Annotated in this window: 19 protein-coding genes; 6 read left to right on the top strand and 13 right to left on the bottom strand. The window is 69.2% G+C overall.

Annotated features, from left to right (window positions below):
* The first annotated feature begins 118 nt into the window (after positions 1 to 118).
* Entirely contained in the window at positions 119 to 505 is a 387-nt protein-coding gene (locus G3I41_RS08275; RefSeq protein ID WP_164399648.1) for an NTP pyrophosphohydrolase, read from the top strand.
* A 3-nt stretch (positions 506 to 508) separates the two neighbouring features.
* On the opposite strand, the gene G3I41_RS08280 is transcribed toward G3I41_RS08275, so the two are convergent.
* From G3I41_RS08280 to ngcE, 10 genes are all read right to left on the bottom strand, one after another.
* Positions 509 to 2,014: an amino acid permease gene (locus tag G3I41_RS08280; RefSeq protein ID WP_164399649.1), complete on the bottom strand. Its 1,506-nt coding sequence runs from the start codon at positions 2,012 to 2,014 to the stop codon at positions 509 to 511.
* Between the two features lie 160 nt (positions 2,015 to 2,174).
* Positions 2,175 to 4,154: a 1-deoxy-D-xylulose-5-phosphate synthase gene (gene dxs, locus G3I41_RS08285; RefSeq protein ID WP_164399650.1), complete on the bottom strand. Its 1,980-nt coding sequence runs from the start codon at positions 4,152 to 4,154 to the stop codon at positions 2,175 to 2,177.
* Positions 4,155 to 4,335: 181 nt separating this feature from the next.
* A complete protein-coding gene (locus G3I41_RS08290) occupies positions 4,336 to 5,634 on the bottom strand; it encodes a sugar ABC transporter permease (RefSeq protein WP_164399651.1) in 1,299 nt (432 codons plus the stop codon).
* Positions 5,631 to 6,419: an ATP-binding cassette domain-containing protein gene (locus tag G3I41_RS08295; protein WP_164399653.1), complete on the bottom strand. Its 789-nt coding sequence runs from the start codon at positions 6,417 to 6,419 to the stop codon at positions 5,631 to 5,633. Before G3I41_RS08295 ends, G3I41_RS08290 begins: the two co-directional genes overlap by 4 nt.
* 231 nt (positions 6,420 to 6,650) lie before the next feature.
* A complete protein-coding gene (locus G3I41_RS08300) occupies positions 6,651 to 7,709 on the bottom strand; it encodes a substrate-binding domain-containing protein (RefSeq protein WP_164399654.1) in 1,059 nt (352 codons plus the stop codon).
* A gap of 132 nt (positions 7,710 to 7,841) precedes the next feature.
* Positions 7,842 to 9,041: an ROK family transcriptional regulator gene (locus G3I41_RS08305; protein ID WP_164399655.1), complete on the bottom strand. Its 1,200-nt coding sequence runs from the start codon at positions 9,039 to 9,041 to the stop codon at positions 7,842 to 7,844.
* 197 nt (positions 9,042 to 9,238) lie between these two features.
* Complete coding sequence (locus tag G3I41_RS08310; RefSeq protein WP_164399656.1) at positions 9,239 to 9,652, bottom strand: hypothetical protein; 414 nt, start codon at positions 9,650 to 9,652, stop codon at positions 9,239 to 9,241.
* Positions 9,653 to 9,844: 192 nt separating this feature from the next.
* Positions 9,845 to 10,717 carry a carbohydrate ABC transporter permease gene (locus tag G3I41_RS08315; RefSeq protein WP_164399657.1) on the bottom strand — a complete coding sequence of 291 codons (873 nt, stop codon included), beginning with the start codon at positions 10,715 to 10,717 and terminating at the stop codon, positions 9,845 to 9,847.
* Positions 10,714 to 11,760 carry a sugar ABC transporter permease gene (locus G3I41_RS08320; protein ID WP_239081528.1) on the bottom strand — a complete coding sequence of 349 codons (1,047 nt, stop codon included), beginning with the start codon at positions 11,758 to 11,760 and terminating at the stop codon, positions 10,714 to 10,716. Before G3I41_RS08320 ends, G3I41_RS08315 begins: the two co-directional genes overlap by 4 nt.
* A gap of 16 nt (positions 11,761 to 11,776) precedes the next feature.
* Complete coding sequence (ngcE, locus tag G3I41_RS08325; protein WP_164399659.1) at positions 11,777 to 13,183, bottom strand: N-acetylglucosamine/diacetylchitobiose ABC transporter substrate-binding protein; 1,407 nt, start codon at positions 13,181 to 13,183, stop codon at positions 11,777 to 11,779.
* A gap of 1,053 nt (positions 13,184 to 14,236) precedes the next feature.
* Between ngcE and G3I41_RS08330 the strand changes: the two genes are divergently transcribed.
* Positions 14,237 to 17,803 (top strand): GH92 family glycosyl hydrolase, encoded by a 3,567-nt coding sequence (locus G3I41_RS08330; RefSeq protein ID WP_164399660.1) that lies wholly within the window; start codon positions 14,237 to 14,239, stop codon positions 17,801 to 17,803.
* Positions 17,804 to 17,863: 60 nt separating this feature from the next.
* On the opposite strand, the gene G3I41_RS08335 is transcribed toward G3I41_RS08330, so the two are convergent.
* Together G3I41_RS08335 and G3I41_RS08340 are read right to left on the bottom strand one after the other, a co-directional pair.
* The gene (locus G3I41_RS08335) at positions 17,864 to 18,508 is read right to left on the bottom strand and encodes a histidine phosphatase family protein (protein WP_164399661.1); all 645 of its coding nucleotides are present in this window, start codon (positions 18,506 to 18,508) and stop codon (positions 17,864 to 17,866) included.
* Between the two features lie 26 nt (positions 18,509 to 18,534).
* Entirely contained in the window at positions 18,535 to 19,491 is a 957-nt protein-coding gene (locus G3I41_RS08340; protein WP_239081537.1) for a LysR family transcriptional regulator, read from the bottom strand.
* A gap of 157 nt (positions 19,492 to 19,648) precedes the next feature.
* On the opposite strand from G3I41_RS08340, the gene G3I41_RS08345 reads away from it, so the two are divergent.
* Complete coding sequence (locus G3I41_RS08345; protein ID WP_164399662.1) at positions 19,649 to 20,821, top strand: alpha/beta hydrolase; 1,173 nt, start codon at positions 19,649 to 19,651, stop codon at positions 20,819 to 20,821.
* Here the strand turns inward: G3I41_RS08345 and yicI are convergent.
* Complete coding sequence (gene yicI / locus G3I41_RS08350) at positions 20,790 to 23,045, bottom strand: alpha-xylosidase (protein ID WP_164399663.1); 2,256 nt, start codon at positions 23,043 to 23,045, stop codon at positions 20,790 to 20,792. The two genes, G3I41_RS08345 and yicI, sit on opposite strands and share 32 nt — an antisense overlap.
* A gap of 269 nt (positions 23,046 to 23,314) precedes the next feature.
* Here yicI and G3I41_RS08355 point away from each other — a divergent pair, with 269 nt between their 5' ends.
* From G3I41_RS08355 to G3I41_RS08365, 3 genes are read left to right on the top strand one after another with little or no spacing between them, the layout of a single operon-like run.
* A complete protein-coding gene (locus G3I41_RS08355) occupies positions 23,315 to 24,544 on the top strand; it encodes a sugar ABC transporter substrate-binding protein (RefSeq protein ID WP_164399664.1) in 1,230 nt (409 codons plus the stop codon).
* 12 nt (positions 24,545 to 24,556) lie between these two features.
* Positions 24,557 to 25,504, top strand: coding sequence for a sugar ABC transporter permease (locus tag G3I41_RS08360; protein WP_164399665.1), 948 nt, complete (start codon positions 24,557 to 24,559; stop codon positions 25,502 to 25,504).
* Positions 25,505 to 25,509: 5 nt separating this feature from the next.
* Positions 25,510 to 26,364: a carbohydrate ABC transporter permease gene (locus G3I41_RS08365; RefSeq protein ID WP_164399666.1), complete on the top strand. Its 855-nt coding sequence runs from the start codon at positions 25,510 to 25,512 to the stop codon at positions 26,362 to 26,364.
* The last annotated feature ends 2 nt before the right edge of the window (positions 26,365 to 26,366 follow it).

Below are 26,366 nucleotides of genomic sequence, written 5' to 3' on the forward strand. Positions count from 1 at the left end.
CCGGCATCCGGAAGGCGGGGAGCACCCATCATAGAATCACCGTTCGAACCCTTGGAATCACCGCGTCCGGACCGCTTGCGCGGGCTTTCGGGGCACCCCGGCGTGACAGGCTGGCCCCATGCCGAATCCGCTGCCCCTGGTGATCGTCGACGCCGCCAATGTCGTCGGGTCCGTCCCCGACGGCTGGTGGCGCGACCGGCGGGGCGCGGCCGAGCGGCTGCGCGACTCGCTGGTGTCCTACGCCTCCGACGGCCTGCCCGGTACGCCCGGCCCCGTCGAGCTGGTGCTGGTGGTCGAGGGCCGGGCCCGGGACGTCGCGTCCGTTCCCGGGGTGCGGGTGGAGGCGGCGCCGGGCAGCGGCGACGACCTGATCGCCGAGCTGGCCGCGGGGGCCGCCGCGTCCCGCCCCTGCGTGGTGGTCACCGCCGACCGGGAGCTGCGCGGGCGGGTCGAGGCACACGGGGCGCGGTGCGCGGGGCCGCGTACGGTGCGGCCGGGCGTCTGAGCGTCAGACCCGTTCGCGGTTCACCCGGCTGTGCGAGCGCCCGTACGCGAAGTAGATGACCACACCGATCACCATCCAGACCGCGAACCGCAGCCAGGTCTCGGCCGGCAGGTTGAGCATCAGCCAGACCGAGGCGGCCACCGACACGATCGGGACCGCCGGCACCCACGGCGTGCGGAACGCGCGGTGCAGGTCCGGCCGGGTGCGGCGCAGCACGATGACGCCGAGGGCGACGACCACGAAGGCGAAGAGGGTGCCGATGTTCACCAGCGTGGCGAGCTCGTTGATGCTGGTCACCCCGGCGACGACGGCGATGATCACGCCGAGCAGGATGGTCGGGCGGTACGGGGTGCGGAAGCGCGGGTGCGTCTTGGAGAAGAACCTGGGGAGCAGACCGTCGCGGCTCATCGCGAAGAACACCCGGGTCTGGCCGAGCAGCAGGATCATGCAGACCGTGGTGAGGCCGACGGCGGCGCCGAAGCTGATGACGCCCGCGTAGAAGGGATGTCCGACGGCCTTGAAGGCGTCGGCGAGCGGGGCGCTGACCGACAGCTCGGTGTAGTGCTGCATGCCGGTGACGACGATCGACACGGCGACGTAGAGCACGGTGCAGATGAGCAGCGAGGCCAGGATGCCGCGCGGCATGTCGCGCTGCGGCAGCTTTGTCTCCTCCGCGGCCGTGGCGACGACGTCGAAGCCGATGAAGGCGAAGAAGACGATGGAGGCGGCGGTGAAGATGCCCATGACGCCGAAGTTCGTCGGGGCGTAGCCGAAGATCAGCTGGACCAGCGGGGCGTCGAACCCGGACCCGGAGGGCTGGGGCTCGGCGTCCGGGATGAACGGCGAGTAGTTGCCGGCGTCGATGAAGAACAGGCCCGCGATGATGACGATCAGGACGACGGCGATCTTGACGGCGACCACCACCGTGGTGACCCGGGCGGAGAGCTTCATGCCCAGCACCAGGATCACGGTCAGGACCAGGACCAGGGCGAAGGCGAGGATGTCGAAGCCGAAGCCGTCCGCCACGTCCGGCCCGGCCAGCACGTCGGGCAGGTGCCAGCCCGCGTTGTCCAGCAGCGAGCGGACGTAGCCGGACCAGCCGACCGCAACCACCGCCGTGCCCAGCGCGAACTCCAGCACCAGGTCCCAGCCGATGATCCAGGCGACCAGTTCGCCCAGCGAGGCGTACGAGAAGGTGTACGCGGACCCCGCGACCGGCACGGTGGACGCGAACTCCGCGTAGCACAAGGCGGCCAGCGCGCAGACGACTCCCGCGACGACGAAGGCGAGGGCGGTGGCCGGCCCGGCCGTCTCCTTGGCGACCTTGCCGGTGAGGACGAAGATGCCGGTGCCGATGACGACGCCGACCCCGAAGACCGTCAGGTCGAGGGCCGAAAGCGACTTCTTGAGGGCGTGCTCCGGCTCCTCGGTGTCGCGGATGGACTGCTCGACCGTCTTGGTCCTGAACAGCCCGTTCCCGCTCGGGGGCAGGTCCTGCTGCGTGCTCACCGGCGTACCTCCACGCACTCGTCGTGCACGCCATGTTCCGGACCCGGCCCCCTCACCCGTTCGCGGCACGCCTGCCACGGCCGGATTTCACGCGAACGGGCCGGTCGTCCCACTCGTCAGGGTGGTACGACCGGCCCGTTCGGCCGAGGCGGGGTACGGGTCAGTCCCGGACGCGCTCCGCGACGGTGCGGTCTCCCGCGCCGGGCTCGTAGCGCCCGTCCAGCTTGGCGACCAGGCCGGTGACCTGGCGGGCGATGTCCGGGGCGGTCAGCCCGATCTCGGCCATGACCTCCTTGCGGGAGGCGTGGTCGAGGAAGACCGGCGGGATGCCGAAGTCGCGCAGCGGCACGTCGACGTCCGCGTCGCGCAGCGCCTGGGAGACCGCGGAACCGACGCCGCCGGCCCTGCTGTTGTCCTCGACGGTGACGACGACGCGGTGCCGCGCGGCGAGGGGCGCCAGGGCCTCGTCCACGGGCTTCACCCAGCGGGGGTCCACCACGGTCGTGGAGATGCCCTGGGCGTCGAGCAGGTCGGCGATCTCCAGGCACATCGGGGCGAGCGCGCCGATGGACACCAGCAGCACGTCGGGCCGGGCGGCGCCGGGCTCGCGGAGCACGTCCATGCCGCCGACGGTGGAGACGGCCTTGACCGAGGGGCCGACCGCGCCCTTGGAGAAGCGGACGACCGTGGGCGCGTCGTCCACCTCGACGGCCTCCCGCAGCTGGGCGCGGACCTGGTCGGCGTCGCGCGGGGCGGCGATCCGCAGGCCGGGCACGACCTGGAGGATGGACATGTCCCACATGCCGTTGTGCGAGGCCCCGTCCGTACCGGTGATGCCGGCCCGGTCCAGGACGAAGGTGACCCCGCACTGGTGCAGGGCGACGTCCATCAGGACCTGGTCGAAGGCGCGGTTGAGGAAGGTGGCGTACACCGCGAAGACCGGGTGGAGGCCGCCGGTGGCGAGGCCGGCCGCGGAGACCGCGCCGTGCTGCTCGGCGATGCCGACGTCGTAGATCCGGTCCGGGAACTCCTTCTCGAACCCGGTCAGGCCGACCGGCTGGAGCATGGCCGCGGTGATCGCGACGATGTCCTCGCGCTCGTGACCGAGCTTGACCATCTCCTCGCCGAACACCGACGTCCAGTCGAGGCCGGAGGTGGCGACGGGCAGGCCCGTGTCGGGGTGGATCTTGCCGACGGCGTGGAAGCGGTCGGCCTCGTCCTGGAGGGCGGGGGTGTAGCCGCGGCCCTTCTCGGTGAGGCAGTGCACGATGACCGGGCCGCCGAAGCGCTTGGCGCGCTGGAGGGCGGACTCCAGGGCCTCGATGTCGTGGCCGTCGATGGGGCCGACGTACTTGAGGCCGAGGTCCTCGAACATGCCCTGCGGGGCGATGAAGTCCTTCAGGCCCTTCTTCGCACCGTGCAGCGTCTCGTAGAGCGGCTTGCCGACGACGGGGGTGCGCTCCAGGAGGTCCTTGCCGCGGGCCAGGAAGCGCTCGTAGCCGTCGGTGGTGCGCAGGGTGGCCAGGTGGTTGGCGAGGCCGCCGATGGTGGGCGCGTAGGAGCGCTCGTTGTCGTTGACGACGATGACGAGGGGGCGGTCCTTGGCGGCGGCGATGTTGTTCAGCGCCTCCCAGGCCATGCCGCCGGTGAGCGCGCCGTCGCCGATGACCGCGACGACGTGGTCGTCCTTGCCGCGGACCTCGTTGGCCTTGGCGAGGCCGTCGGCCCAGCCGAGGACGGTGGAGGCGTGCGAGTTCTCGATCACGTCGTGCTCGGACTCGGCCCGGGAGGGGTAGCCGGAGAGGCCGCCCTTGCTCTTGAGCCGGCTGAAGTCCTGGCGGCCGGTGAGGAGCTTGTGCACGTAGCTCTGGTGACCGGTGTCGAAGAGGACCTTGTCCTTCGGCGAGTCGAAGACCCGGTGCAGGGCGATGGTGAGCTCGACCACGCCGAGGTTGGGTCCGAGGTGGCCGCCGGTCTTGGAGACCGCGTCGACCAGGAACGTCCGGATCTCCTCGGCGAGCTGCTCCAGCTGCTCGGGAGTGAGCCGGTCGAGGTCACGCGGTCCGCCGATGCGGGTCAGCAGATCCCATCCGTCGCCCACCACCGCCCGTGCGTGACGCGCTTCGCGCGGCTGTGTCACCGTGCCTCCTTGCGATTGTGCTGGTCGAGCATGCCGATCCGATGAGTCTAACGGCCTCCCCCCGAAGCGGGAGTCGGGGCGTGCTGCCCCTTGTCCGCCGGTACGTGCCGGAGCCCGGCGCCCTCGGTGGGGGCGCCGGGCTCCGGCGGGTGGTGCGTACGGCGCGTGGCCTGCGGTGTCGCTAGCCGCGGCCCGCGGTCTTCTGGGTCTTGCGGGAGACCGAGTCGATGATCACGGCGATGAGGAGCACCGCACCGGTGATCATGTACTGGATCGCGTTGGACGACAGGTTCATCTGGTTGAGGCCCTGGACGATCGACTGGATGACCAGGATGCCCAGGAGCGCGGACCAGACCTTGCCGCGTCCGCCGAACAGGGACGTTCCGCCGATGACGGCGGCGGCGATGCACATCATGAGCTGGTTGCCGCCACCGAGCGAGCGGTCGGCGCCGCCGGTCGCGGAGGCCAGGAAGAGACCGCCGACCGCACCGAGCGTGCCGGAGATCATGAACACCGAGATGCGGATCCACGACACGTTGATGCCGGCGCGGCGCGCGGCCTCGACGCCACCGCCGACCGCGAAGACCTGACGGCCGTACGTGGTGCGGCGGAGCACGAAGTCGGTGATGACCAGGATGGCGAGGAAGATCACCAGGGAGAGCGGGAGGCCCTGCTCCTGGTTGAAGGCGTACGCGGCGAGGAGGGCCAGGACGGCGAGCAGCGCGGTGCGCAGGATGATCTCGCTCTGCGGGCGGTGCGGCAGCTCGGCGGCCTTGCGGCGCCTCGCGTCGCGCAGCTGCGTGAGGTAGAAGGCGGCGATCACGACCACGGCGAGGCCGTAGGCGGCGGCGATGTCCTCGAAGTAATAGCTGGTCAGGTCGCGGACGAAGCTGCCGAGCGGGGTGGTGATGGTGGACTTCTCGCCCATCACCCAGGTCTGCATGCCGGCCCAGCCCAGGAAGCCCGCCAGGGTCACGACGAACGCGGGCACGCCGATCTTGGCGAAGACGATGCCGTGGAAGGCGCCGATGACCGTGCCGGAGAGGATGCCGAGCAGGATGGCGAGGCCGTCGGGCATGTCCGTGCCGAGGACGGCCCACACCGCGCCCGCGAGACCGGCGACGGAGCCGACCGCGAGGTCGATCTCGCCGAGCAGCAGGACGAAGACGATGCCGACGGCCATGATGCCGGGGCCCGCCGCGTACAGCGTGATCTGGTCGAGGTTGTACGAGGTGAGGAAGTTGCCGGTCTCGGCCTGGAAGACGATGCCGATGATGATCAGGCCCACCACGACGGGCAGCGAGCCGATCTCGCCCGAGCGCACCTTGCGCTTGAACTCGGTCCAGTAACCCTTGAAGCCCTGCTCGCGGACGAGCAGCCGGGGGTCGACGACCCGGACCGCGCCTTCCGCCGGCGCGGGGGCCTCGGCGGGCTCCGCCTGGGCCGGGACCTTGGCCGGAGTCTCGTTGGTGTTGCTCACTTGGATGCCTCCGCGCTGCGGGACTTGCGGCGGGTCACGGCGTTGTCCGTGGCGCCCGTGATCGCGGCGATGATTTCCTCGTGGCTGGTCGTCGCCACGGGGAAGACGCCGTTGTTGTGGCCGAGTCGCAGCACGGCGACCTTGTCGGCCACGGCCTTCACATCGGCCATGTTGTGGCTGATGAGGATGACGCCGAGGTTCTGCTCGCGCAGCCGCTCCACCAGGTCGAGGACCTGGGCGGTCTGCTCGACGCCGAGGGCCGCGGTGGGCTCGTCCAGGATCACGATCTTGGGGTTGCCGACCAGGGCGCGGGCGATGGCCACGACCTGGCGCTGGCCACCGGAGAGCGCGGCGACCGGGATGCGGACGCTGGGGATGCGGATGGAGAGGGTGGACAGCAGGTCCTGGGCCCGCTTCTCCATGGCGACCTCGTCGAGGACGCCGCCCTTCTTGATCTCGCGTCCGAGGAACAGGTTGGCGACGACGTCCAGGTTGTCGCAGAGCGCGAGGTCCTGGTAGACGGTGGCGACGCCGAGGTTCTGGGCGTCGTGCGGACGGCTGATGTCGACCTTCGCGCCCTCCCACTCGATGACGCCCTCATCGATGGGGTGCACGCCGGCGATCGTCTTGACCAGCGTGGACTTTCCGGCACCGTTGTCGCCGACGAGGGCGACCACTTCTCCCGCGTGGACTTCGAGATCGACACCGGAGAGGACCTGGACCGCTCCGAATCGCTTGAAGACTCCACGCAACGCCAGCACGGGCGTCTTTGACACGTGAACCATCTCCTTCGCCGCCTGACCGGCGGGGATGTGCCGCCTGACCGGCGGAGACGCCGCGCCGCGAGGGCAGCGTCGACATACGGGAAGCACTGGGGGGTGAGTGTCCGGCACCCGGCCGGAAGCGGGGTGTGAGCCGGCCGGGGCCGGACAGTCAGGGGGGCGGGCGGAATCCGCCGTGCGGGGCGGACCGGACCCGTACGCGCCAGGGCCGGCCGGCCCTGGCGCGTGGAGGGACTACTTGATGCCCAGCGCGGTGCACTTGGCGGCGATGTCCTTGACGCAGACGTCGGCGACCTTGTAGATGCCGTCCTTGATCACGGTGGACTGGATGTTGTCCTTGTTCACCACGGTCGGCTCGAGCAGCGTGGACGGAACGCCGTCCGTCTCGCCCTGGGCGCCGATGTCCTTGCCCTGGAGCAGGTTGACGGCGAACTTGGCGGCCTCGGGGGCCAGCTGCTTCGGCGACTTGTAGATCGTGAAGGTCTGCGTACCGGCGATGATCCGCTGGATGCCGGGGAGCTCGGCGTCCTGGCCGCCCACCGGGATGTCCTTGATGCCGGCGTTGGTCAGGGAGGTGATGATGCCGCCCGCCATGCCGTCGTTGGCGGAGTAGACGGCGTCGATCTTGCCCTTGCCGACCGAGGAGATGGCGGCGGTCATCTTCTCGCCGGCGATCTTCGGGTCCCACTCGCCGGACGCCTCGTAGGCGATCTTGATCTTGCCGTCGAGGGACGCGTGGGCGCCCTTCTTGAACAGACCGGCGTTCGGGTCCTTCTCGTCGCCGTTGATCATGACGAGGTTGGCCTTGGCGGCCTTGGAGCCGAGGGCGTCGAGGACGGCCTGGCCCTGGAGCCGGCCGATCTTCTCGTTGTCGTGGCTGACGTAGGCGTCGGCACCGGCGATGGCGCGGTCGTACGCGACGACCTTGACGCCCTTCTTGTGGGCGCCGGCGACCCACGCGGCGGACTTCTCGGCGTCGACCGAGGAGATCGCGATGACCTTGATGCCGTCGGCGATCTGCTGCTCGAACTGCTGCTTCTGCTGGCCGACGTCCCCGCCCGCGTTGTTGTAGACGACCTCGCAGTCGGCGCAGTCCTTCTTGACCGCGTCGATGAACAGCGGCTTGTCCAGCGTCTCGTAGCGGGCGGTCTTGTTCTCCGGGAGCAGCAGACCGATCTTGGTCTTGCTGCCCGAGTCCGCCGAGTCCTTCTTGTCGTCGCCGGCCTTGCCGCAGGCGGCGAGGGAGACGGCCATCGAAACGGCGGCCGTGCCTATGACGATGCGTCGCGTCATTGCGTTCATTGGGGGTTTGCCTCCCTGACGAGGCCGCAACGTCGCGGCCGAGGTGGCTGGAAGTCAACTCGGCCGCGAGGGCGGCGTCAAGGAGTAAATCCTTAACGAGATGACAACGGTGCCATTCGTTATCTAAGTGAAGGCAGGAGTGGCCGCAGGGAGGGTGCTCTCCAAAAGGGTTGAATCCCCCATCTCGCTCAGGACGAGCGCCAGCGCGCCCAGCACCTCCGCACGGCCGCCCAGGGCCCCCGGAAGCACGGACAGCTGCCGGGCCGCACTGGGAATGGCGTAACGCGACACGGAGTCCCTGATGGGTCCCAGAACCAGCTCCCCGGCCTCCGCCAGCGAGCCGCCCAGCACCACGCGGCTCGGGTTCAGCAGATTGCAGAGGTTGGCGACCCCGCTGCCGATGTGGCGCCCGACGTCACCGATCACCCGCCGGCACCCGGGATCGCCCTCGCGGGCCAGCTGGACCACCCGCTCCATGGTGAGATCCGGGCCGTGGCTGGGCTGGAGCAGGGGCAGGACGTAGCGCGCGGCCGTGAAGGTCTCCAGGCAGCCGCGGTTGCCGCAGCGGCAGACCGGGCCCGATTCGTCGAGGGTGATGTGGCCGATCTCGCCGGCCGTGCCGCCGGGGCCCCGGTAGATGTGGCCGTCGATGACCAGACCGGCGCCGACACCGCTGGCGACCTTGATGTACGCGAGGTCCCTGACCCCCCGGCCGCTCCCCCACACCAGCTCGCCGAGCGCGCCGAGGTTGGCGTCGTTGTCCACGTACACCGGCACGCCGAGGCGCGAGGACAGCTCCTCGCTGGGGTTGATGCCCGTCCAGCCCGGCAGGATCGACGTGGAGCCCAGGGTGCCGGACTCCACGTCGATCGGGCCGGGAACACCGAGTCCCACCCCGATGACCTTGCCGGGGCTGATCCCGGTGGTCTCGATCAGCCGGTTGACCAGCTGCTCCGCCCGTCCGAAGCCCTCGGCGGACGAGGCGTCGACGTCCAGCGGCTCGGACTCCTCGGCGAGCACCTGGTGGGCCAGGTTGCCGACGGCCACGCGCAGGTGGGTGTGGCCGAAGTCGACGCCGATCACGATGCCCGCGTCCCCGCTGAGCGAGACGCTGCGGGCCCGGCGGCCGCCCGCCGAGGTGGGGGTCACCTCGACCGTGCCGCTGTCCTTCAGTTCACGAACGATATTGGAGACGGTGGCCGCGGAGAGGCCCGTGCTCCTGGCGATCTCCGCCTGGGTGAGCGATCCAGCCATGCGTACGGCGCGCACGACCCGCTCAAGGTTGGCGCGATGCAGAGACGTCTGCGACCCCGGAGTCTCCATCGACTCACTCACTCCTGCCTTTGCCGGACGGCACGACGGCCGCCCCCGCGCGGGATCGCAGCCATGAGACCCCGCCCTATCTCCAACATGTGAACTCTAAGATGAGCCTTTGGGGTTCCGATCCGTCAAGACCTTGAGCAGGGGAAGGCGCGATTGAGCGGCGCCGCCTCCGACCACAGTTGAGGCAGAAGCGCAGGTCAGACGAGCGCGGCGGGTGCGAAAGCCGCTATGGACGGATGGACGCCGGTGAATGTCGCGTGCGGTGAGGCGTGCACGGGCGCCTCCACCGGGTCCACGGCCTCGCCGCAGCCGTCCCAGCGGCCGCCCCGGCGTCGCCGCCCGCCGTACGGACCGGTCCGTCCCCCCTGCTCGGTGAGCAGTTGTCGTACCGCCGAGCGAGGGCTCCCTTCGCTGGTCAGCACGGATCCGGCGAACACGCCCGGGTTCTCGGACCGGTGTACGCGTGCTGCCGCGGCGACGAGGTGGCGCGCTCCTTTCCGTACGATCTCCGGCGCCTCGGGGTCGCCCGCCCCGGCCGCCCTGCTCACGGCCGGAGCCCGGCGGGTCAGCGGCTGCGGGGCGATCCGGGCGTGCTCCGCCGGAGCGATCACCTGATCGTTCAGGTCACGAAGAGGTTGCGCGCCCTTGCCGGCCCTCTCGGCCAGGAGGCGAGGGCTGCGTACCCACCCCCGTGAACTCGACGCCCGGTACGCGGAACAGGTCCGCCGCGGTGCCTGGTCCGCACGGCGAAGTGCCCCGGCGGAGTGATCCGCCGGGGCACTTCGGGTGTCGGACAGCAGGTGTCAGCGGAAGGTGCCCTGCGAAACCGAACCGGCGATCCGGCGCTGGAAGACGACGTACACGGCCAGTACGGGCACCACCGTGATCACGATCGCCGCGAACAGCGCACCGTAGTCGACGTCGTAGACCTGCGAGGACGCGTAGGCGGCCATTCCCTGAGTCAGGACCCACTTGCTCTGGTCGGTGTTGAGCGCCACCGGCAGCAGGAACTGGTTCCACAATCCCAGGAAGTTGAAGATCGCCACCGCGGCCATGCCCGGACTGGCCATCGGCAGCATGACCTGGAAGAACGCCCGCCAGTCGCCGGCACCGTCGATCAACGCGGCCTCGTAGACGTCATGCGGCAGTGACCGGAAGAACGAATAGAGGAAGAACATCGTGAACGGCAGCGCGAATGCGACGTAGGTGAGGATCAGTCCCAGCCGCGTGTTCAGCAGCCCCAGGTTCTGCAGCTGGAAGAACAGCGGCACGATCGCCAGGAATACCGGGAAGGTCAACCCCGCCAGCATCACGTAGTAGATCAGCCGGCGCCCGGGGAACGTGAACCGCGCCAGGATATAGGCGCACATCGAGCCCAACAGCATCACCAGGAACAGCGCGGAGACAACGATGACCACCGAGTTCAGAAAGTACTTCCCGATGTTCGCGTCGCTCCACGCGTGCGCGTAGTTCTCGAGCCTCCAGTGATCCGGCAGCGTGAACGGCGACGAAAGAATCTCGCCGGTCGACTTGAACGACGACACCAGCACCCACAGCATGGGCACGATCACGATCACGGACCACAGGATCAGCAGGAAGTGCGAGAGTGCCGCGAATCTGCGGTCGCTGCCCGCGGCGCCTCTCATCAGCTTCCGGTCGGCGGTTACGGCGCTCACTGAGCACCTCCCTTGAGTCCCGCACGCCGAGCCTTGGACCCACGCGCTTTCTTCTTGTCCTCGCCACCGCCGGTCAGGCGGTTGACGGTGAACACCAGCAACGCGAACACCAGGGTGACAACGGCGAGGACGACCCCCATCGCGGTGGCATATCCGAACTGCCCGTGGCGGAAGGCGACGTTGAACAGCCGCTGGCTGATCGTCAGGGTCGAGTTGTTGGGTCCGCCGTTCGGCAACAGCGCCTGTACGTAGACGAACGCGTCCAACGCGGCGATACCCAGGTAGATGTACGCCGTCTGCACAGTGTCCCGGATCGCCGGCAGAGTGATCGAGACCGTCGTGCGGAGCCGGCCGGCTCCGTCGATCTTGGCCGCCTCGTACATCTCGCCGGGGACTCCCTTGATCGCGGCGATGAAGAGCACGGCGTAGAACCCGACGAGTCCCCAGACGAAGACGAACATCAGGGCCGGCATCGCCGTCGACTCCTCGCCCAGCCAGGCGAACTCCTTGAATCCGCTCAGCCCGAGCTTGGTGAGCATGCCGTTGAGCAGACCGGCGTTCGGGTCGAACATCTGCGCCCAGATCAGGCCGACGATGATCGCCGGCACGACGTAGGGGAAGAACGAGATGACCCGGTAGAACGACGCTCCCCGGATTCCCCGGACAGGACCCTTGCTGGGACCCCCCAGGGTGATGGCCACCGCGACCCCGAGGGCGAGCGTCAGCGTCACCAGCGGTACGAAGGCCGCCAGCAACGCGACATTGCGCAACGCCTTCATGAAGACGTCGTCCTGGAACATCTTGGTGAAGTTGTCCAGCCCGATGAAGTTGTAGTCCGGACTGAAGCCGCGCCAGTCGGTCATGGCCCAGAAGATCGCCTGAACGAACGGGATCAGGACGAACGTCACGAAGACGGCCAACGGGACACCGAGGAACGCGAGGAAGAAGGTCACCCGGTCGAAGGTCAGCTTGCGGCGTCGGGGACGCCCGCCGCGAGCGGCCGGTGTCGACCGGCCGCTCACGGTCTCGGTTTTGGTGATCATGTCACTCATGGTGATGCTAGCTGACCTCGAACTTCTCGATGGAGTCGTCGTTCCGGATCTTGTCGGAGATCTTCTGCAGCGCCTTGGTCAGGCCCGCGGCGTCGAGGTCACCGGCGAGGAACGAGTTCCACGGCACCAGCATGTCGGTGTTGATCCCGTAGGCGTTGACGAACTTGTAGTCGAAGATGTTCTCGCCCGCGTCGGCGAGCATCTTCGACTGCGAGACCAGCGCCGTGGATCCGTAGCCGTCGGCGGGCACGGTGTCCTTGACGATGGTCGGGGCCAGCTTCGTCTTGGCGAAGTTGGCGGCGCCCTCCTTGGACAGCAACGCCCGCAGGACCTCCTTGCCGCCGGCCACGTTCTTGGCCTTCTTGGGAACGATGAACGGCTCGCCCGCGGCGGCACGAACCGCCTCGTAGGGCATCTTCGGACTGGCGCTGAGCACCATCTCCGGGAAACCGGTCATCTGGAAGTCGGCCTTGGTGGCCTGCTTCATCTCGTTCTCGATCCAGCCGCCGGTCGGGTAGAGCAGAGCCTTCTGGTCGTTGCTCCAGGACGCCTGCGCCTTCTGGAACTGGGTGCCGGAACCGCCGGGGACGAACATGCCCTCCTTGACCATCTTCTCCATGATCTTGAGGATGTCCTGGATGGGCTTCTGCGACCAGGAGTCCGCCTCCAGCTTCTCCAGGGAGATCCGGACCTCGTCGCCGCCCTCCTTGATCGCGGAGTCGATGAGCAGCGTCTGGTAGTACGTCGCGGCTTCCTTGCCGTGGACGAAGAGGTACTTGCCCTTCGCCTTGGCCTTCTTGCCGAGCTCGTACGCCTCGTCCCAGGTCTTCGGCGCGGTCCAGCCGTTCGCGTCGAACAGCGACTTCGAGTACCAGACGCCGTACACCGTCATCACGTAGTTGAGCCCGACGAACTTGCCGTTGAACGTACCGGGTTCCTTGACGCCGGCGTAGACCGTGTCGGCGATCTTCTTGCCCTCGTAGTTATTGGCCTCGAAAACGTCGTCCAGCGTTTCGAGCTGGTCGAGAATGCTGAGGAAGCCGATCTGGTCCTCACCGGAGTTGTCGATGAGGTCCGGCGGGTTGCCGCCGACGAACCGGGGCTGGAGCTCCGGGGCGATGTCGACGACCGGCTTGACCTGGACGGTGACGCCGGCGACCTGGCTGCCCATGACCTTGTTGGCGTAACCGACGTAGTCAGTGCCGTAGCCGCCGTTGAAGATGCAGGCTTCGACCTTGGAGTTCTTGGCGACACCGAACGGGTTCTTGGCCGAGGTCTCGCCCTTCGTGCCGCCCTGGTCACTGCCTTCGGAGGAGGGAGAGCTGCACGCGGTGGCCATCGACGCCACTGCCGCTGCCGCGATCGCCCCTCTCAGGAACGTCCGCCTGTCAAGGGACCCGGTACGAGTCGTCATCTCTGCATCCTCACTGATCGATTCGATCTTGCTGGGTTTCACTGCGTGTTCTGCCCTCAGGGCCACGTCGGCGACACGCCTGCCGCACTTCTCCGTGAGCGCGACTTCTGGTGGGGTCACCGCGCGGGATATCGACGGAGAAGCACGCCCGGGGTGTTGCGCCGTCGTTTCGGAGCCGCTCAGCGGCGCCTATGGTGATCAGCTGCGAGATGTACGGCGCGGTGAGCGACGCCCCTGATCAGACCGCGACGGTCTACGCCGAGAGTGGATCCCATGCTCAAGTCCTCGCCTTCTCCAGGACTCAGGCGGTGTATACCGGTCGCCCCGTCGTCATTCGCCTCGGCGAAGGGCCACGCCACCGCGGTCAGTTGCGCTTGGGTGGTACAGATTTCAGGCTAACCATTGCCGTGGGGGGCGCCGGGGAACCGGACAGTTGACGCGCTTGCGGCGTCGCGTCGTCCTGCCCCGTGTCCCCCAGCCGCACAACCGGTGAACCAAGCTGTGCGGACGCCGACAGGTATAGTCCACTTGCCGCCAACTGAGCAAGATCGAAAGCAAGTTTGGACGGCAGTCTTTCCCGAGTTGAGACCTCGCGGATACCTCGGCACTCCGCGCCCCCCTTCGGATGTAACGTTTTCCGCATTCCGGTCGATTCACCGAACCGCTCTGATCCAACTCCTTGACACCACCTGCCACTTCGCTCCCTACTTGTTCCTGCGCACCTCATGACAACGTTGTCCAAGCGCACTCTTCCCCCGGAAGGAATGGCTCGGCATGCACCCCCGACACCGTTCTCGTACGAGACGAAGCAGCACGGCAGCACTGATCGCGGCCTCATTGGTGGTGGTCGTGACAGCCCCCACGGCGGCCGCCGCTCAATCGGCCGGGTCAGGCCCGAGGAGCCAACGGCCCACGGGTGACCGGACGTTCAGCACGTCCTTCGAAGAAGACGAAAAGCAGCCGGACTGGCGCAATTCCGTAGAAGAGGACCCCGACGGAAAGAAGCGGTCATCGGGCGTCGATGGCGGATTCTCCTCCGGAATACCGGGCAATGTGACCGACCGGGTCACCGCCGTCCGCGCGAGCGACGAGAACACCGGCGGCGGGGAGGTGAAGGAGAACCTCGTCGACGGCGAGTCAAGGACGAAGTGGCTGTCGTTCGAGCCCACCGCCTGGCTGGAGTTCGACCTCACCGAACCGGTCAAGGTCGTGACGTACGCGCTCACCTCCGCCGACGACCACGACGAGCGCGACCCGAAGGACTGGACGCTCCAGGGCTCCGCCGACGGCAAGACCTGGACGGACCTGGACACCCGGACCGGCCAGACCTTCAGCGAGCGCTTCCAGACCAAGTCGTACGACTTCGAGGCGGACAAGGCGTACCAGCACTTCCGCCTGGACGTCACGAAGAACAACGGCGCCACCGACGCCACCCAGCTCGCCGACGTCCAGTTCTCCGACGGCGACACCTCCGCCCCCGCGCCCTCCGACATGCGCACGCAGATCAGCAACGGCCCCTCCGGCTCCCCCACCGCCAAGGCCGGCGCGGGCTTCACCGGCACGAAGGCGCTGCGGTACGCGGGCACCCACCAGGCGGACGGCCGGGCGTACTCGTACAACAAGGTGTTCGACGTGAACACCCGGATCACCCGGGACACCGAGCTGTCCTACCTGGTCTACCCGCAGATGGGCGAGACGGACCTGTCCTACCCGGCCACGCACGTCGCGGTGGACCTGGCCTTCACGGACGGCACCTACCTGAGCGACCTGCACGCCACCGACACCAACGGCGGGCTGCTGACGCCGCAGGGCCAGGCGGACGCCAAACGGCTCTACGTCAACCAGTGGAACAAGGTCGAGGCCGGCATCGGCACGGTCGCCGCGGGGAAGACCGTCGACCGCGTCCTGGTCGCGTACGACTCCCCCAAGGGCCCGGCCAAGTTCCAGGGCTGGATCGACGACCTGAAGATCGCGCCCGCGAAGCCGGAGAAGCGCAAGGCGCACCTCGCGGACTACGCCTCCACCATCCGGGGCACCAACTCCAGCGGCTCCTTCTCGCGCGGCAACAACTTCCCGGCGACGGCCGTCCCCAACGGGTTCAACTTCTGGACACCGGTCACCAACGCCGGCTCGACCAGCTGGCTCTACGACTACGCGCGGGGCAACAACGAGGACAACCTGCCCACGCTCCAGGCGTTCGCCGCGAGCCACGAGCCGAGCCCCTGGATGGGTGACCGGCAGACCTTCCAGCTGATGCCGTCGGCGGCCTCCGGTACCCCGGACGCCTCGCGCACGGCCCGCGCGCTGCCGTTCAGGCACGAGAACGAGACCGCACGGCCGCACTACTACGGCGTGACGTTCGAGAACGGTCTCAAGGCCGAGATGACGCCGACCGACCACGCGGCGCGGATGCGGTTCACGTACCCGGGCAGGGACGCGAGCATCGTCTTCGACAACGTCTCCAACGACGGCGGGCTCACCCTGGACCCGGCGACCAGCTCGTTCACCGGCTTCTCGGACGTGAAGAGCGGCGGCTCGACCGGGGCGACGCGGCTGTTCGTGTACGGCGTCTTCGACGCGCCGGTCACCGCGAGCGGCAAGCTCTCGGGCGGCGGCGGTGACGACGTCACCGGCTACCTCCGGTTCGACGCGGGCAAGGACCGCACGGTCGGCCTTCGCCTGGCGACCTCGCTGATCAGCGTCGACCAGGCGAAGAAGAACCTGGCCGCCGAGATTCCCGCCTCGCGCTCCTTCGGCCGGGTCGAGGGCAAGGCGCGGGACGCCTGGGACGACCTGCTCGGCAAGGTGGAGGTCGAGGGCGCCACCGCCGACCAGCTGACCACGCTGTACTCCAGCCTGTACCGGCTCTACCTCTACCCGAACTCGGGTTCCGAGAAGGTCGACGGCAAGGACAAGTACGCCTCCCCCTTCTCGCCGCAGACCGGCTCGGACACCCCGACGCACACCGGCGCGAAGATCGTCGACGGCAAGGTGTACGTCAACAACGGCTTCTGGGACACCTACCGGACGACCTGGCCGGCCTACTCGCTGCTCACGCCTTCGAGGGCCGGTGAGATGGTCGACGGCTTCGTGCAGCAGTACAAGGACGGCGGCTGGATCTCCCGCTGGTCCTCGCCGGGCTACGCGGACCTGATGACGGGCACCTCCTCGGACGTGGCGTTCGCCGACGCGTACGTCAAGGGCGTGAAGTTCGACGCGAAGGCGGCGTACGACGCGGCCGTGAAGAACGCGACGGTCGTCCCGCCCAGCTCCGGTGTGGGCCGCAAGGGGATGGAGACGTCCCCGTTCAAGGGGTACGCCGACACCACGACCCACGAGGGCATGTCCTGGTCGATGGAGGGTTACGTCAACGACTACGGCATCGCGAAGATGGGCGAGGCGCTCTACCGGAAGACGCACGAGCAGCGCTACAAGGACGAGTCCGAGTACTTCATGAACCGGGCCCGCGACTACGTGGAGCTGTTCGACGACAAGGCCGGCTTCTTCCAGGGCAAGGACGCCAAGGGCGACTGGCGGCTGCCGTCCGGCCTCTACGACCCGCGCGTCTGGGGCTACGACTACACGGAGACCAACGGCTGGGGCTACGCCTTCACCGCTCCCCAGGACAGCAAGGGCCTGGCCAACCTCTACGGCGGCCGGGACGGCCTCGCCAAGAAGCTGGACACGTACTTCGCCACCCCGGAGACCGGCACCCCGGAGTTCGCGGGCAGCTACGGCGGGGTCATCCACGAGATGACCGAGGCCCGTGACGTACGGATGGGCCAGTACGGGCACAGCAACCAGGTCGCCCACCACGTCACGTACATGTACGACGCGGCATCGCAGCCGTACAAGACGCAGGAGAAGGTCCGCGAGGTCCTGGGCCGGCTGTACACGGGCAGCGGGATCGGCCAGGGCTACCACGGCGACGAGGACAACGGCGAGCAGTCGGCCTGGTTCCTCTTCTCCTCGCTCGGCTTCTACCCGCTGGTGATGGGCAGTGGCGAGTACGCGATCGGCTCGCCGCTCTTCACCAAGGCGACGGTGCACCTGGAGAACGGCCGCACGCTGGTCGTGAAGGCGCCGAAGAACAGCGCGAAGAACGTCTACGTCCAGGGCCTGAAGGTGAACGGCAGGAAGTGGACCTCCACCTCGCTGCCGCACGACCTGCTGGCCAAGGGCGGGACGCTGGACTTCGCCATGGGGCCGAAGCCGTCCGCCTGGGGCACCGGCAAGGACGCCGCGCCGGTCTCCATCACGAAGGACGACCAGGTGCCGTCCCCGAGGAGGGACGTGCTGAGGGGCGAGGGCCCGCTGTTCGACGACACCTCGGCCACCACCGGCACGGCCGCCACGGTCGAGCTGCCCGTTCCGTCCGCCACGAAGGGCGTCCAGTACACGCTGACCTCGGCCGCCAGGGCGACGGCGCCGAAGGGCTGGGTGCTCCAGGGCTCGTCGGACGGCAAGACCTGGAAGGACCTCGACCAGCGGTCCGGCCAGTCCTTCACCTGGGACAAGCAGACACGGGCCTTCTCCGTGAAGTCCCCCGGCTCGTACGCGCACTACCGGCTCGTGTTCGACGGTGCGGCTTCGCTCGCGGAGGTGGAGCTGATCGCCTGACCTGGCCCCGCGTACGCGGACGGCCGGCAGCTCCCCGTGGGCTGCCGGCCGTCCGCGTTCTCAGCTCCGTTCCGGTGTCTCCGGGACCGCCGCCGGGAACAGGCTCTCCGGCAGCGTGACGTTCCACGCGGTGATGACCGGATTGCCGTGTTCCCGGCCCAGCCGGGACACGGCGCCCGTGGCCAGCTGGAAGAGCGTGCCCTCGGCGGGGGTCAGGCCCAGGTAGCGGGCGGTCAGGACGCGCAGGAAGTGGGAGTGGGCGACGAGCACGATGTCCCCGTCCCCGGCGCGTCCGGCCGCCTCCGCGACCTCGGCCAGCACCCGGTCGGCCCGGTCCCCGACCTCCGCCGGGGTCTCACCGGGATGGGCCTCGGGACCGGCGCCGACGCCGTCGGTCCAGAGGTTCCATGCGGGCCGGGTGCGACGGATCTCGTCCGTGGTGATGCCCTCGTAGCCGCCGTAGTCCCACTCGCGCAGCTCCGGTGTGATGCGGGGCGCGGCGAGCCCGGCGAGTTCGGCGGTGCGCCGGGCCCGGACCAGGGGGCTCACGAGGGTGAGCGCGATGGACCGGTCGGCGAGCAGGGGGGCCAGGGCGCGGGCCTGGCGTTCACCGAGGGGGGTCAGGGGCAGATCGGTGTGGCTCGTGTGGCGCCCGTTACGGGACCACTCGGTCTCGCCGTGCCGGATCAGGATCAGCTCGCCCATGTGAAGGCCATCCGCTCTCAGTGCTGTTACCGCTCATGTTCTGTACAGGCGCTAACCCGCCGGTCCACCCTCGCATTCCGGCCGGGGGCGGTGGAGCGGGCGCGCCCGTACGGAGACGCAGCGTCCTGGGACGCCTTGGCGAACGCCCGGATGAGCGGTGACTCCGCGGCGGTCCGCCAGACCAGGGCCCACCGGCAGGGGGGCGCGTCGCGGATGGGGACGAAGGCCAGGCCGGGCCACGCGTAGAAGTCCGGCGTCTCGGCCGGTACGGCGGCGGTGGCCTGGCCCGAGGCGACGACGCTGAGCGCTTCCTGCCACGTGGTGACCCGCGGACCCCGGCGGACCGGGCGCCCGGACGGGGTGTGCCGGGGGTTGAGGGCCTCCTCCATCGCGGAGGGGATCGAGCCGCCCTCGACGACGGCGCAGTCGCCGAAGTCCTCCAGGCAGACGGACTCCCGCTCCGCGAAGGGGTGGCCGGCGGAGACCATCAGGAACAGCGCGGAGGTGTGCGCGGTAGGCAGGACGCTCAGGCCGGGGCCGTCGGCCGGCAGCCATACGTACACCATGTCCACATCGCCGGACAGGAGCAGGTCGAGCGGTGAGGCGGGCTGGATCTCGCGGTGCCGGACGCGGGCGTCGGGGTGGCGGGCCTGGAAGAGGTCGAGCGTGTCCTTGATCTGGAGGGCGTACGGGCCCATGGTGCCGAGGGTCAGGGTGCCCCGGGTGCCCCGGGCGGTGGCCCTGGCGGCCTCGATGCCCTGGGTGATCTGCTCGTGGCCGCGCTTCAGCGCCTCGTACAGCTGCTCACCGAGGGGCGAGAGGCGCACGGTGCGGGTGGTGCGGTCGAAGAGCGGGCCGCCGATGAGTCGTTCCTGCTTCTTGACCAACTGGCTGACCCGGCCGGGGCTGACGCCCAGCCGCTCGGCGGTGCGGCTGAAGTGCAGCTCCTCCGCGAGCGTCAGGAATATCTCGATCTCCCGCATCTCCACGCCCGGCCCCCGGATTCTTTAGCCCAGAGTCAAAAGACGTTACCAGTCCCGCCGTTGATGCCTTCCGGCCGTCGGGGAAGACTGGCGGGCGCCGCCCCCGACCGGGGGCGCGCACGAGTAGGCAGGCCCGGCTGCCGTTCCAGGAGGTGCCGTGCCTGTCGGATATCTGGTCCCCGTGCTCATCGTCGCGATCGGCACCTGGTGGGCGCTCAGACCGGTGCCGTGGGAGCACCCGCTCGGCCGCCCCAGTTACTTCTTCGGCCTGGCCGCCAACGAGCTGCCGTTCGCCGCCTTCTTCTGGATGCTGCTGGTCCCGACGGTGATGGCCTTCGCCCAGGACGACGTCATGGATTCGCCGGGCGCCTGGGGGGTCGTCGCGCTGGCCGCCGTGACCGCGCCCGGGCTCGCGGTGATCGCCCACCGCGCGTGGGGCGAGCGCGACCGGATCGAGCGCGCGATGACCGAGGGGCTGGGCGAGGGCTGGCGCGCCGCCATCGACGCGGACCTCGCCGAGGGGCTGCGGCGCCGGCCCCCGTGGCTCCGCGTCCTGTTCGTGCCGGTCCTCAAGCGCCGCCGGGACGTGCGACGCGTGGCCAACCTGTCGTACGGGGACGCGGGGCGCCGCAATCTGCTCGACGTGTACCACCACCGGGCCCGCCCACAGGGTGCGCCCATGCTGATCCACATGCACGGCGGCGGCTACACCGGCGGCCACAAGAACAGCCAGTCACTGCCGCTCCTGTACCGGCTGGCGAGCCGGGGCTGGGTCACCATCAGCGCCAACTACCGGCTGAAGCCGCAGGTCCGGCACCCCGAGCACATGATCGACCTGAAGCGGGTGATCGCCTGGGCGCGGGAGCACGCCCAGGAGTACGGGGCCGACCCGTCGTGCCTGTTCGTGGCGGGCAGCTCGGCGGGCGGCCACATGGGCTCGATCGCCGCGCTGACCTCCGACGACCCCGCGTTCCAGCCGGGTTTCGAGGACGCCGACACCTCGGTCAGCGGGGTCGTCGTGCTGAACGGCTTCCTGGGCGCGTACTGGCACCAGGGCCCCGAGTCGTCGCCGCTGGGCCACGCCCGGCCGGACGCGCCGCCCCTGCTGATCGTCCACGGCGATCTGGACCCGCTGGTGCCGGTGGCCGGCATCCGCGAGGTGGCCGAGGGGCTGCGCGACGCGTCCGAGAGCCCGGTCGTCTACGCCGAGCTGCGCGGCGGGCACCACGCCTTCGACCTGTACCACTCGCTCCGCTTCGACGCGGTGGTGGACGCGGTCGAGGCGTTCACCGCCTGGGTTAGATCGCGGGAGCGCTCGCCCCGGGCGTGACGACCACCGCCTCGTACGGCCGGTCCGTGTCGGCGGTGACCCGGAGTGCGCCGCCCTCGCGGACCACCTCGTACGTGGCGGCGGGGGCGCCCGTGAGGCCGGGGACGGTCACGGTGCGGTGGAGGTCGCCGGTGCCCTCGGGGGCGTACACGCGCAGCTGGAGGTTGTCCGTCCAGTCGCCGTCGGGCCGGGAGGTGTCCGCGCCGAGCGGGAGGACCGCGCCGGGCCGGACCAGCAGCGGGAGGCCGTCGAAGCCGTAGGTGTCCCGGTGCCAGGCCGGGCCGGTGACGGTCTCGCCGGTGAGCAGATGGGTCCAGGTGCCCTCGGGGACGTAGTACTCCACCTCGCCGTCCTCGCTGAAGACCGGGGCGACCAGGAGGTCGGGGCCGAGCATGTACTGCCGGTCGGCGGTGCGGGCGGCCGGGTCGTCCGGGAACTCCAGGAGCATCGGGCGCATGACGGGGACGCCGGTGCGGTGGGCCTCGACGGCGGCACCGTACAGGTAGGGCATCAGGCGGTGCTTCAGCTCCGTGAAGCGCCGGGCGACCTCGACCGCCTCGTCGCCGAACTCCCACGGCACGCGGTACGACGAGGAGCCGTGCAGCCGGCTGTGCGAGGAGAGCAGTCCGAAGGCGAGCCAGCGCTTGAAGACCGCCGGGTCCGGGGTGCCCTCGAAGCCGCCGATGTCATGGCTCCAGAAGCCGAAGCCGGACAGGCTCAGTGAGAGGCCGCCGCGCAGGGACTCGGCCATCGCCTCGAAGGAGGACCAGCAGTCGCCGCCCCAGTGCACGGGGAACTGCTGGCCGCCGGCCGTGGCGGAGCGGGCGAAGAGGACGGCCTCGCCCTGGCCGCGCTCCTTCTCCAGCAGCTCGAAGACGGCCTTGTTGTACAGATGCGTGTAGTAGTTGTGCATGCGCTCCGGGTCGGAGCCGTCGTGCCAGACGACGTCGGTGGGGATGCGCTCGCCGAAGTCCGTCTTGAAGCCGTCGACGCCCTGGCCGAGGAGGGTGCGCAGCTTGGCCTGGAACCAGGCGGTGGCCTCCGGGTTGGTGAAGTCCACCAGGGCCATGCCGGCCTGCCACTTGTCCCACTGCCAGACGTCGCCCTCGGGAGTGCGCACGAAGTAGCCCTGGGCGGCGCCCTCCGCGTACAGGGGGCTCTTCTGCGCGATGTACGGGTTGATCCAGACGCAGATCCGCAGGCCCTTGTCCTTGAGCCGGGCGAGCATGCCCTCCGGGTCCGGGAAGACGTCCGGGTCCCACTCGAAGTCGCACCACTGGTACTCGCGCATCCAGAAGCAGTCGAAGTGGAAGACGGAGAGGGGGATGCCCCGCTCGGCCATGCCGTCCACGAAGGAGGTCACGGTCGCCTCGTCGTACGCGGTGGTGAACGAGGTGGTCAGCCAGAGGCCGAAGGACCAGGCCGGGGGCAGGGCCGGGCGGCCGGTCAGCGCGGTGTAGCGGGCCAGGACCTCCTTGGGGGTGGGTCCGGCGACGACGAAGTACTCCAGCGTCTGGTCCTCGACGCTGAACTGCACCTGGCCGACCGCCTCGGAGCCGACCTCGAAGGAGACCTTCCCGGGGTGGTTGACGAAGACGCCGTAGCCGCGCGAGGAGAGGTAGAACGGGACGTTCTTGTACGCCTGCTCGCTGCTGGTCCCCCCGTCCGCCTGCCACATGTCGACCACCTGGCCGTTCTTCACGTACGGGGTGAAGCGCTCGCCGAGCCCGTGGATCGTCTCGCCGACGCCCAGTGCGAGCTGGGCGAACATGTGGTGGGCGCCGTCGCCGGTCGTGGCGAAGGCGGTGCCCTTGCGTCCGGCGGCGGTCAGGACGCGCCCGTCGGCGTCCCGGAACTCCAGGCCGAAGCCGCCTCCGGCGGGGAGCCGGAGGGTGAGCGGCCCGCTGGTCAGCTCGGCGGCCCCGCCGTCCTCCTCGCGGGTGGCGGCGGAGGGGTCACCGGTGGCTCCGGGCAGGGCGAAGTCGGGGCCCGGGTGGCGCTTGCCCGCCAGATGGGTGACGCGGACCCCGATGACGCCTTCGGCGGGGGCGTACGCCTCCACGGTGATCAGCGGGGCGTTCAGGGTGTCCCCGCGCCGGGTCACGCGCTGGACCGCCGCGTAGGCGGTGAGGCGGTCGCGGTCGAGGCGGAGGTCGCGGAGTTCTGTGGCGTACGAGGCGTGGACACCGTCTCGCATCTGCCAGAAGCCGTCGGTGAACTTCATGGGGGGTCCGTTCCTGTGGGTCCTGATTTTGATCGTACACAAAACAAATATTTTTCGAAGCGCTTCGATTCACCGTTCGGAACCTGCGAATCCGCCTGATCACCGGCGCTCGAACCCCTTGCGACCGGGCATGTTGCCCCTGTGTGACGTGCACGTCACCAGGACGGTCTAGAAAACCTGCGCCCCCATGACGTATTAGTACTGGCAGCAAACAAATCGGTCGGACGGCAGCGCAGCCGCCCGGGCCCTTGCCGACAAGAGGCAGCTGAATGTCGAACCGCTTCACCCCACGGGTCGCCGTCCCGCTCACCGTCGTTTCCGCGCTGATCGGCGGTGTGGTCCTGTCGGGCTGCGGCCAGCAGCGGGACCCGGACGTGTACACCGTTCTGAACTCCTCGACCGACGAGTCGTACCACCGCTGGGACGCCCAGACGCTGGCCCGGTGCAGCAAGCAGCTGGGGGTGACCATCGAGCAGCAGAGCGTCCCGGCCTCCCAGGTGATGACCAAGGCGCTGCGGATGGCCTCCTCGAAGTCGCTGCCCGACGTGCTCCAGCTGGACGCCTCCGAGATGCCGACGTTCGCCGAGGCCGGCGGGCTGATCCCGCTGAAGGACCTCGGCCTGACCACGGCGGACATCCCCGAGGGGATCGTCAACTTCGGCTCGTACGAGGGGACGTACTACGGAGCCGCGCGCACGGTGAACACGCTGGCGCTCTTCTACAACAAGGACACCCTCGACAAGGCCGGTCTGAAGGTCCCCACCACCTGGGCCGAGATGCGCGAGACCGCGAAGAAGCTCACGCGGGGCAAGCGGTACGGACTGGCGCTCAGCGCGGGCGGCGCGGAGGACGGCGTCTTCCAGTTCACCCCCTTCATGTGGTCCAACGGCGGCGACGAGACGAAACTCGACACCCCCGAGGTGGCCGGGGCGCTGGACTACTGGAAGAGCCTCCTCAAGGACGGCTCCCTGTCCAAGTCGACGGTCAACTGGACCCAGGCCGACGTGAACGACCAGTTCATGGCGGGCAACGCGGCCATGATGATCAACGGTCCCTGGCAGGTGGAGACGCTGAACTCCAAGAAGGGGCTGAACTGGGGCATCGCCGAGATCCCCGTCCCGAAGGCCGGGGACGACTCGGTGGGCCCGCTGGGCGGCGGCGTACTGACCGTGCCCAACACCGGTGACGAGAAGCGCGAGAAGATGTCCGCGAAGATCATCGGCTGCATGTCCGGCGAGCAGGAGCAGATCACCTACGCGCTGAACAGCTGGATGGTCCCGGCCAACGAGAAGGCCGCCGCCGAGTGGCGCACGAAGGTGCCGGAGCTGGACGCCCTGGCCGACCAGGTCGCGACGGCCCGGTCGCGTACCGCCAAACTCGGCGCGCGGTGGTCGTCCGTCTCCCTCGCGCTCCAGAGCGCGTTCCAGTCCGCCCTGACCGGCGAGTCGAGCGAGGCCGCCCTCACCCGCGCCCAGAAGCGCGCGACGAGCGGGAACTGAGGTATCCGAACCATGTCGACCACCACCGCCGCCCCGGCGCTCACGGCCGAGAAGACCGCGAAGCCGCCGAACCCCGCCCGCGTCCGGCGCCGCCGGCGCCTCGCCCAGTGGGGCTTCATCGCCCCCGCCGTGATCTTCATGGCGCTGTTCTTCGGCTACCCGCTCGTCCGCAACATCGTGATGAGCTTCCAGGACTACTCGCCGTCCACGTTCTTCACGGGGAAGTCCCCGTTCAACGGAACGGACAACTGGAGCAAGGTCTTCAACGACGAGCTCTTCGGCAAGGCCCTGTGGCACACCATCCTGTTCACGATCGGCTCGCTGATCGGGCAGTTCTGCATCGGCCTCGGCCTCGCGGTCTTCTTCAACCGCCGCTTCCCGCTGAACGGCGTGCTCCGGTCGCTCATCCTGCTGCCGTGGCTGGTGCCGATGGTCGTCTCCGGCGTCGTCTGGCGGCGCATCCTCGACCAGGACACCGGCGTCCTCAACTCGTTCCTCGGCACCGTCGGCCTCGGCGGCGACACCCCGTGGCTGACCAGCACGAGCATGGCGCTGATCTCGGTGATCCTGGTGAACATCTGGATCGGCATCCCGTTCAACATGGTGATCCTCTACGGCGGCCTCCAGGAGGTCCCGAAGGAGCTGTACGAGGCCGCCTCGCTGGACGGCGCCTCCGCCTGGCGGACGTTCCGCTCGATCACGCTGCCGATGCTGCGGCCGGTGATCACCGTGGTCCTGGTGCTCGGCTTCATGTCGACGGTCAAGATCCTCGACCTGATCCTGGCGCTCACCGACGGCGGACCCGCCGACTCCACCCAGACCCTCGGCACCCTCACGTACCAGAACTCCTTCGTCCAGCTGGACTTCGGGGCCGGTGCCGTGGTCGGCAACATCCTGATCCTGATCTCCGCCGTCTTCGCGGTGTTCTACCTGCGGGCCAACCGCAACGAGGGGAAGTGACCGGCATGGCGACCACCGTGCGTACCCCCGCCGCGCCCACGCCGACCAGCGGCCGGCCGAAGCGGCGCTGGGGCGCCATGATCTTCGGCGTCCTGGTGCTGTGCGTGATGCTGTTCCCGCTGTACTGGATGGTGAACACCGCGCTCCAGCCGGAATCCGGACTGCTGGAGGTCGACCCCGTCCCGCACGGCCTGGACCTGTCGGGCTTCCGCTCGGCGCTCACCGACCAGGGCGGCAACCTGCTGACCTCGCTCGCGGTGGCGCTGGGCGCGGTCGTGATCTGCCTGGCGATCTCGGCGCCCGCCGCGTACGGGCTGGCGCAGTTCAAGCTGCGCGGCACCCGGACGATCGTCTTCGGCACGCTGATCACCCAGATGGTGCCGGGCATCGTCATCGCCAACGCCCTGTACAGCGCGTACGTGGATCTCGGCCTGGTCAACTCGTACGCCGGGCTGATGCTGGCCGACGCCTCGCTCGGCATCCCGTTCGCGATCGTGCTGATGCGGTCGTTCATGGTGGCGATCCCGCGCGAGGTCATCGAGGCCGCCGAGGTCGACGGGGCCGGACGGTTCCGGACGTTCGTCCAGGTGGTGCTGCCGATGAGCCGCAACTCGCTGATCACGGCCGGACTGTTCTCGTTCCTGTACGCGTGGAGCGACTTCATGTTCGCGCTGACGCTGAACACCACGGACGACGTCAAGCCCATCACGCTGGGCATCTACCAGTACATCGGCGCCCATGTCGGCGACTGGGGCTCGGTGATGGCCGCTTCCGTGCTGTCCGCGGTGCCGGCGGCGGTGCTGCTCGTCCTGTCGCAGAAGTACATCGCCGCCGGGATCACCGGTGGCTCGGTCAAGTAGGG

It is taken from the genome of Streptomyces sp. SID9727 (assembly GCF_010550605.1).
Lineage (GTDB): Bacteria > Actinomycetota > Actinomycetes > Streptomycetales > Streptomycetaceae > Streptomyces.

Coding starts and splice junctions, on each gene's coding strand:
- G3I41_RS08365 (WP_164399666.1), top strand. CDS start 25,510: ATGGCGACCACCGTGCGTACCCCCGCCGCGCCCACGCCGACCAGCGGC.
- G3I41_RS08355 (WP_164399664.1), top strand. CDS start 23,315: ATGTCGAACCGCTTCACCCCACGGGTCGCCGTCCCGCTCACCGTCGTT.
- G3I41_RS08360 (WP_164399665.1), top strand. CDS start 24,557: ATGTCGACCACCACCGCCGCCCCGGCGCTCACGGCCGAGAAGACCGCG.
- G3I41_RS08340 (WP_239081537.1), bottom strand. CDS start 19,491: ATGCGGGAGATCGAGATATTCCTGACGCTCGCGGAGGAGCTGCACTTC.
- yicI (WP_164399663.1), bottom strand. CDS start 23,045: ATGAAGTTCACCGACGGCTTCTGGCAGATGCGAGACGGTGTCCACGCC.
- G3I41_RS08320 (WP_239081528.1), bottom strand. CDS start 11,760: ATGATCACCAAAACCGAGACCGTGAGCGGCCGGTCGACACCGGCCGCT.
- ngcE (WP_164399659.1), bottom strand. CDS start 13,183: ATGACGACTCGTACCGGGTCCCTTGACAGGCGGACGTTCCTGAGAGGG.
- G3I41_RS08295 (WP_164399653.1), bottom strand. CDS start 6,419: ATGGTTCACGTGTCAAAGACGCCCGTGCTGGCGTTGCGTGGAGTCTTC.
- G3I41_RS08275 (WP_164399648.1), top strand. CDS start 119: ATGCCGAATCCGCTGCCCCTGGTGATCGTCGACGCCGCCAATGTCGTC.
- G3I41_RS08305 (WP_164399655.1), bottom strand. CDS start 9,041: ATGGAGACTCCGGGGTCGCAGACGTCTCTGCATCGCGCCAACCTTGAG.
- G3I41_RS08300 (WP_164399654.1), bottom strand. CDS start 7,709: ATGACGCGACGCATCGTCATAGGCACGGCCGCCGTTTCGATGGCCGTC.
- G3I41_RS08335 (WP_164399661.1), bottom strand. CDS start 18,508: ATGGGCGAGCTGATCCTGATCCGGCACGGCGAGACCGAGTGGTCCCGT.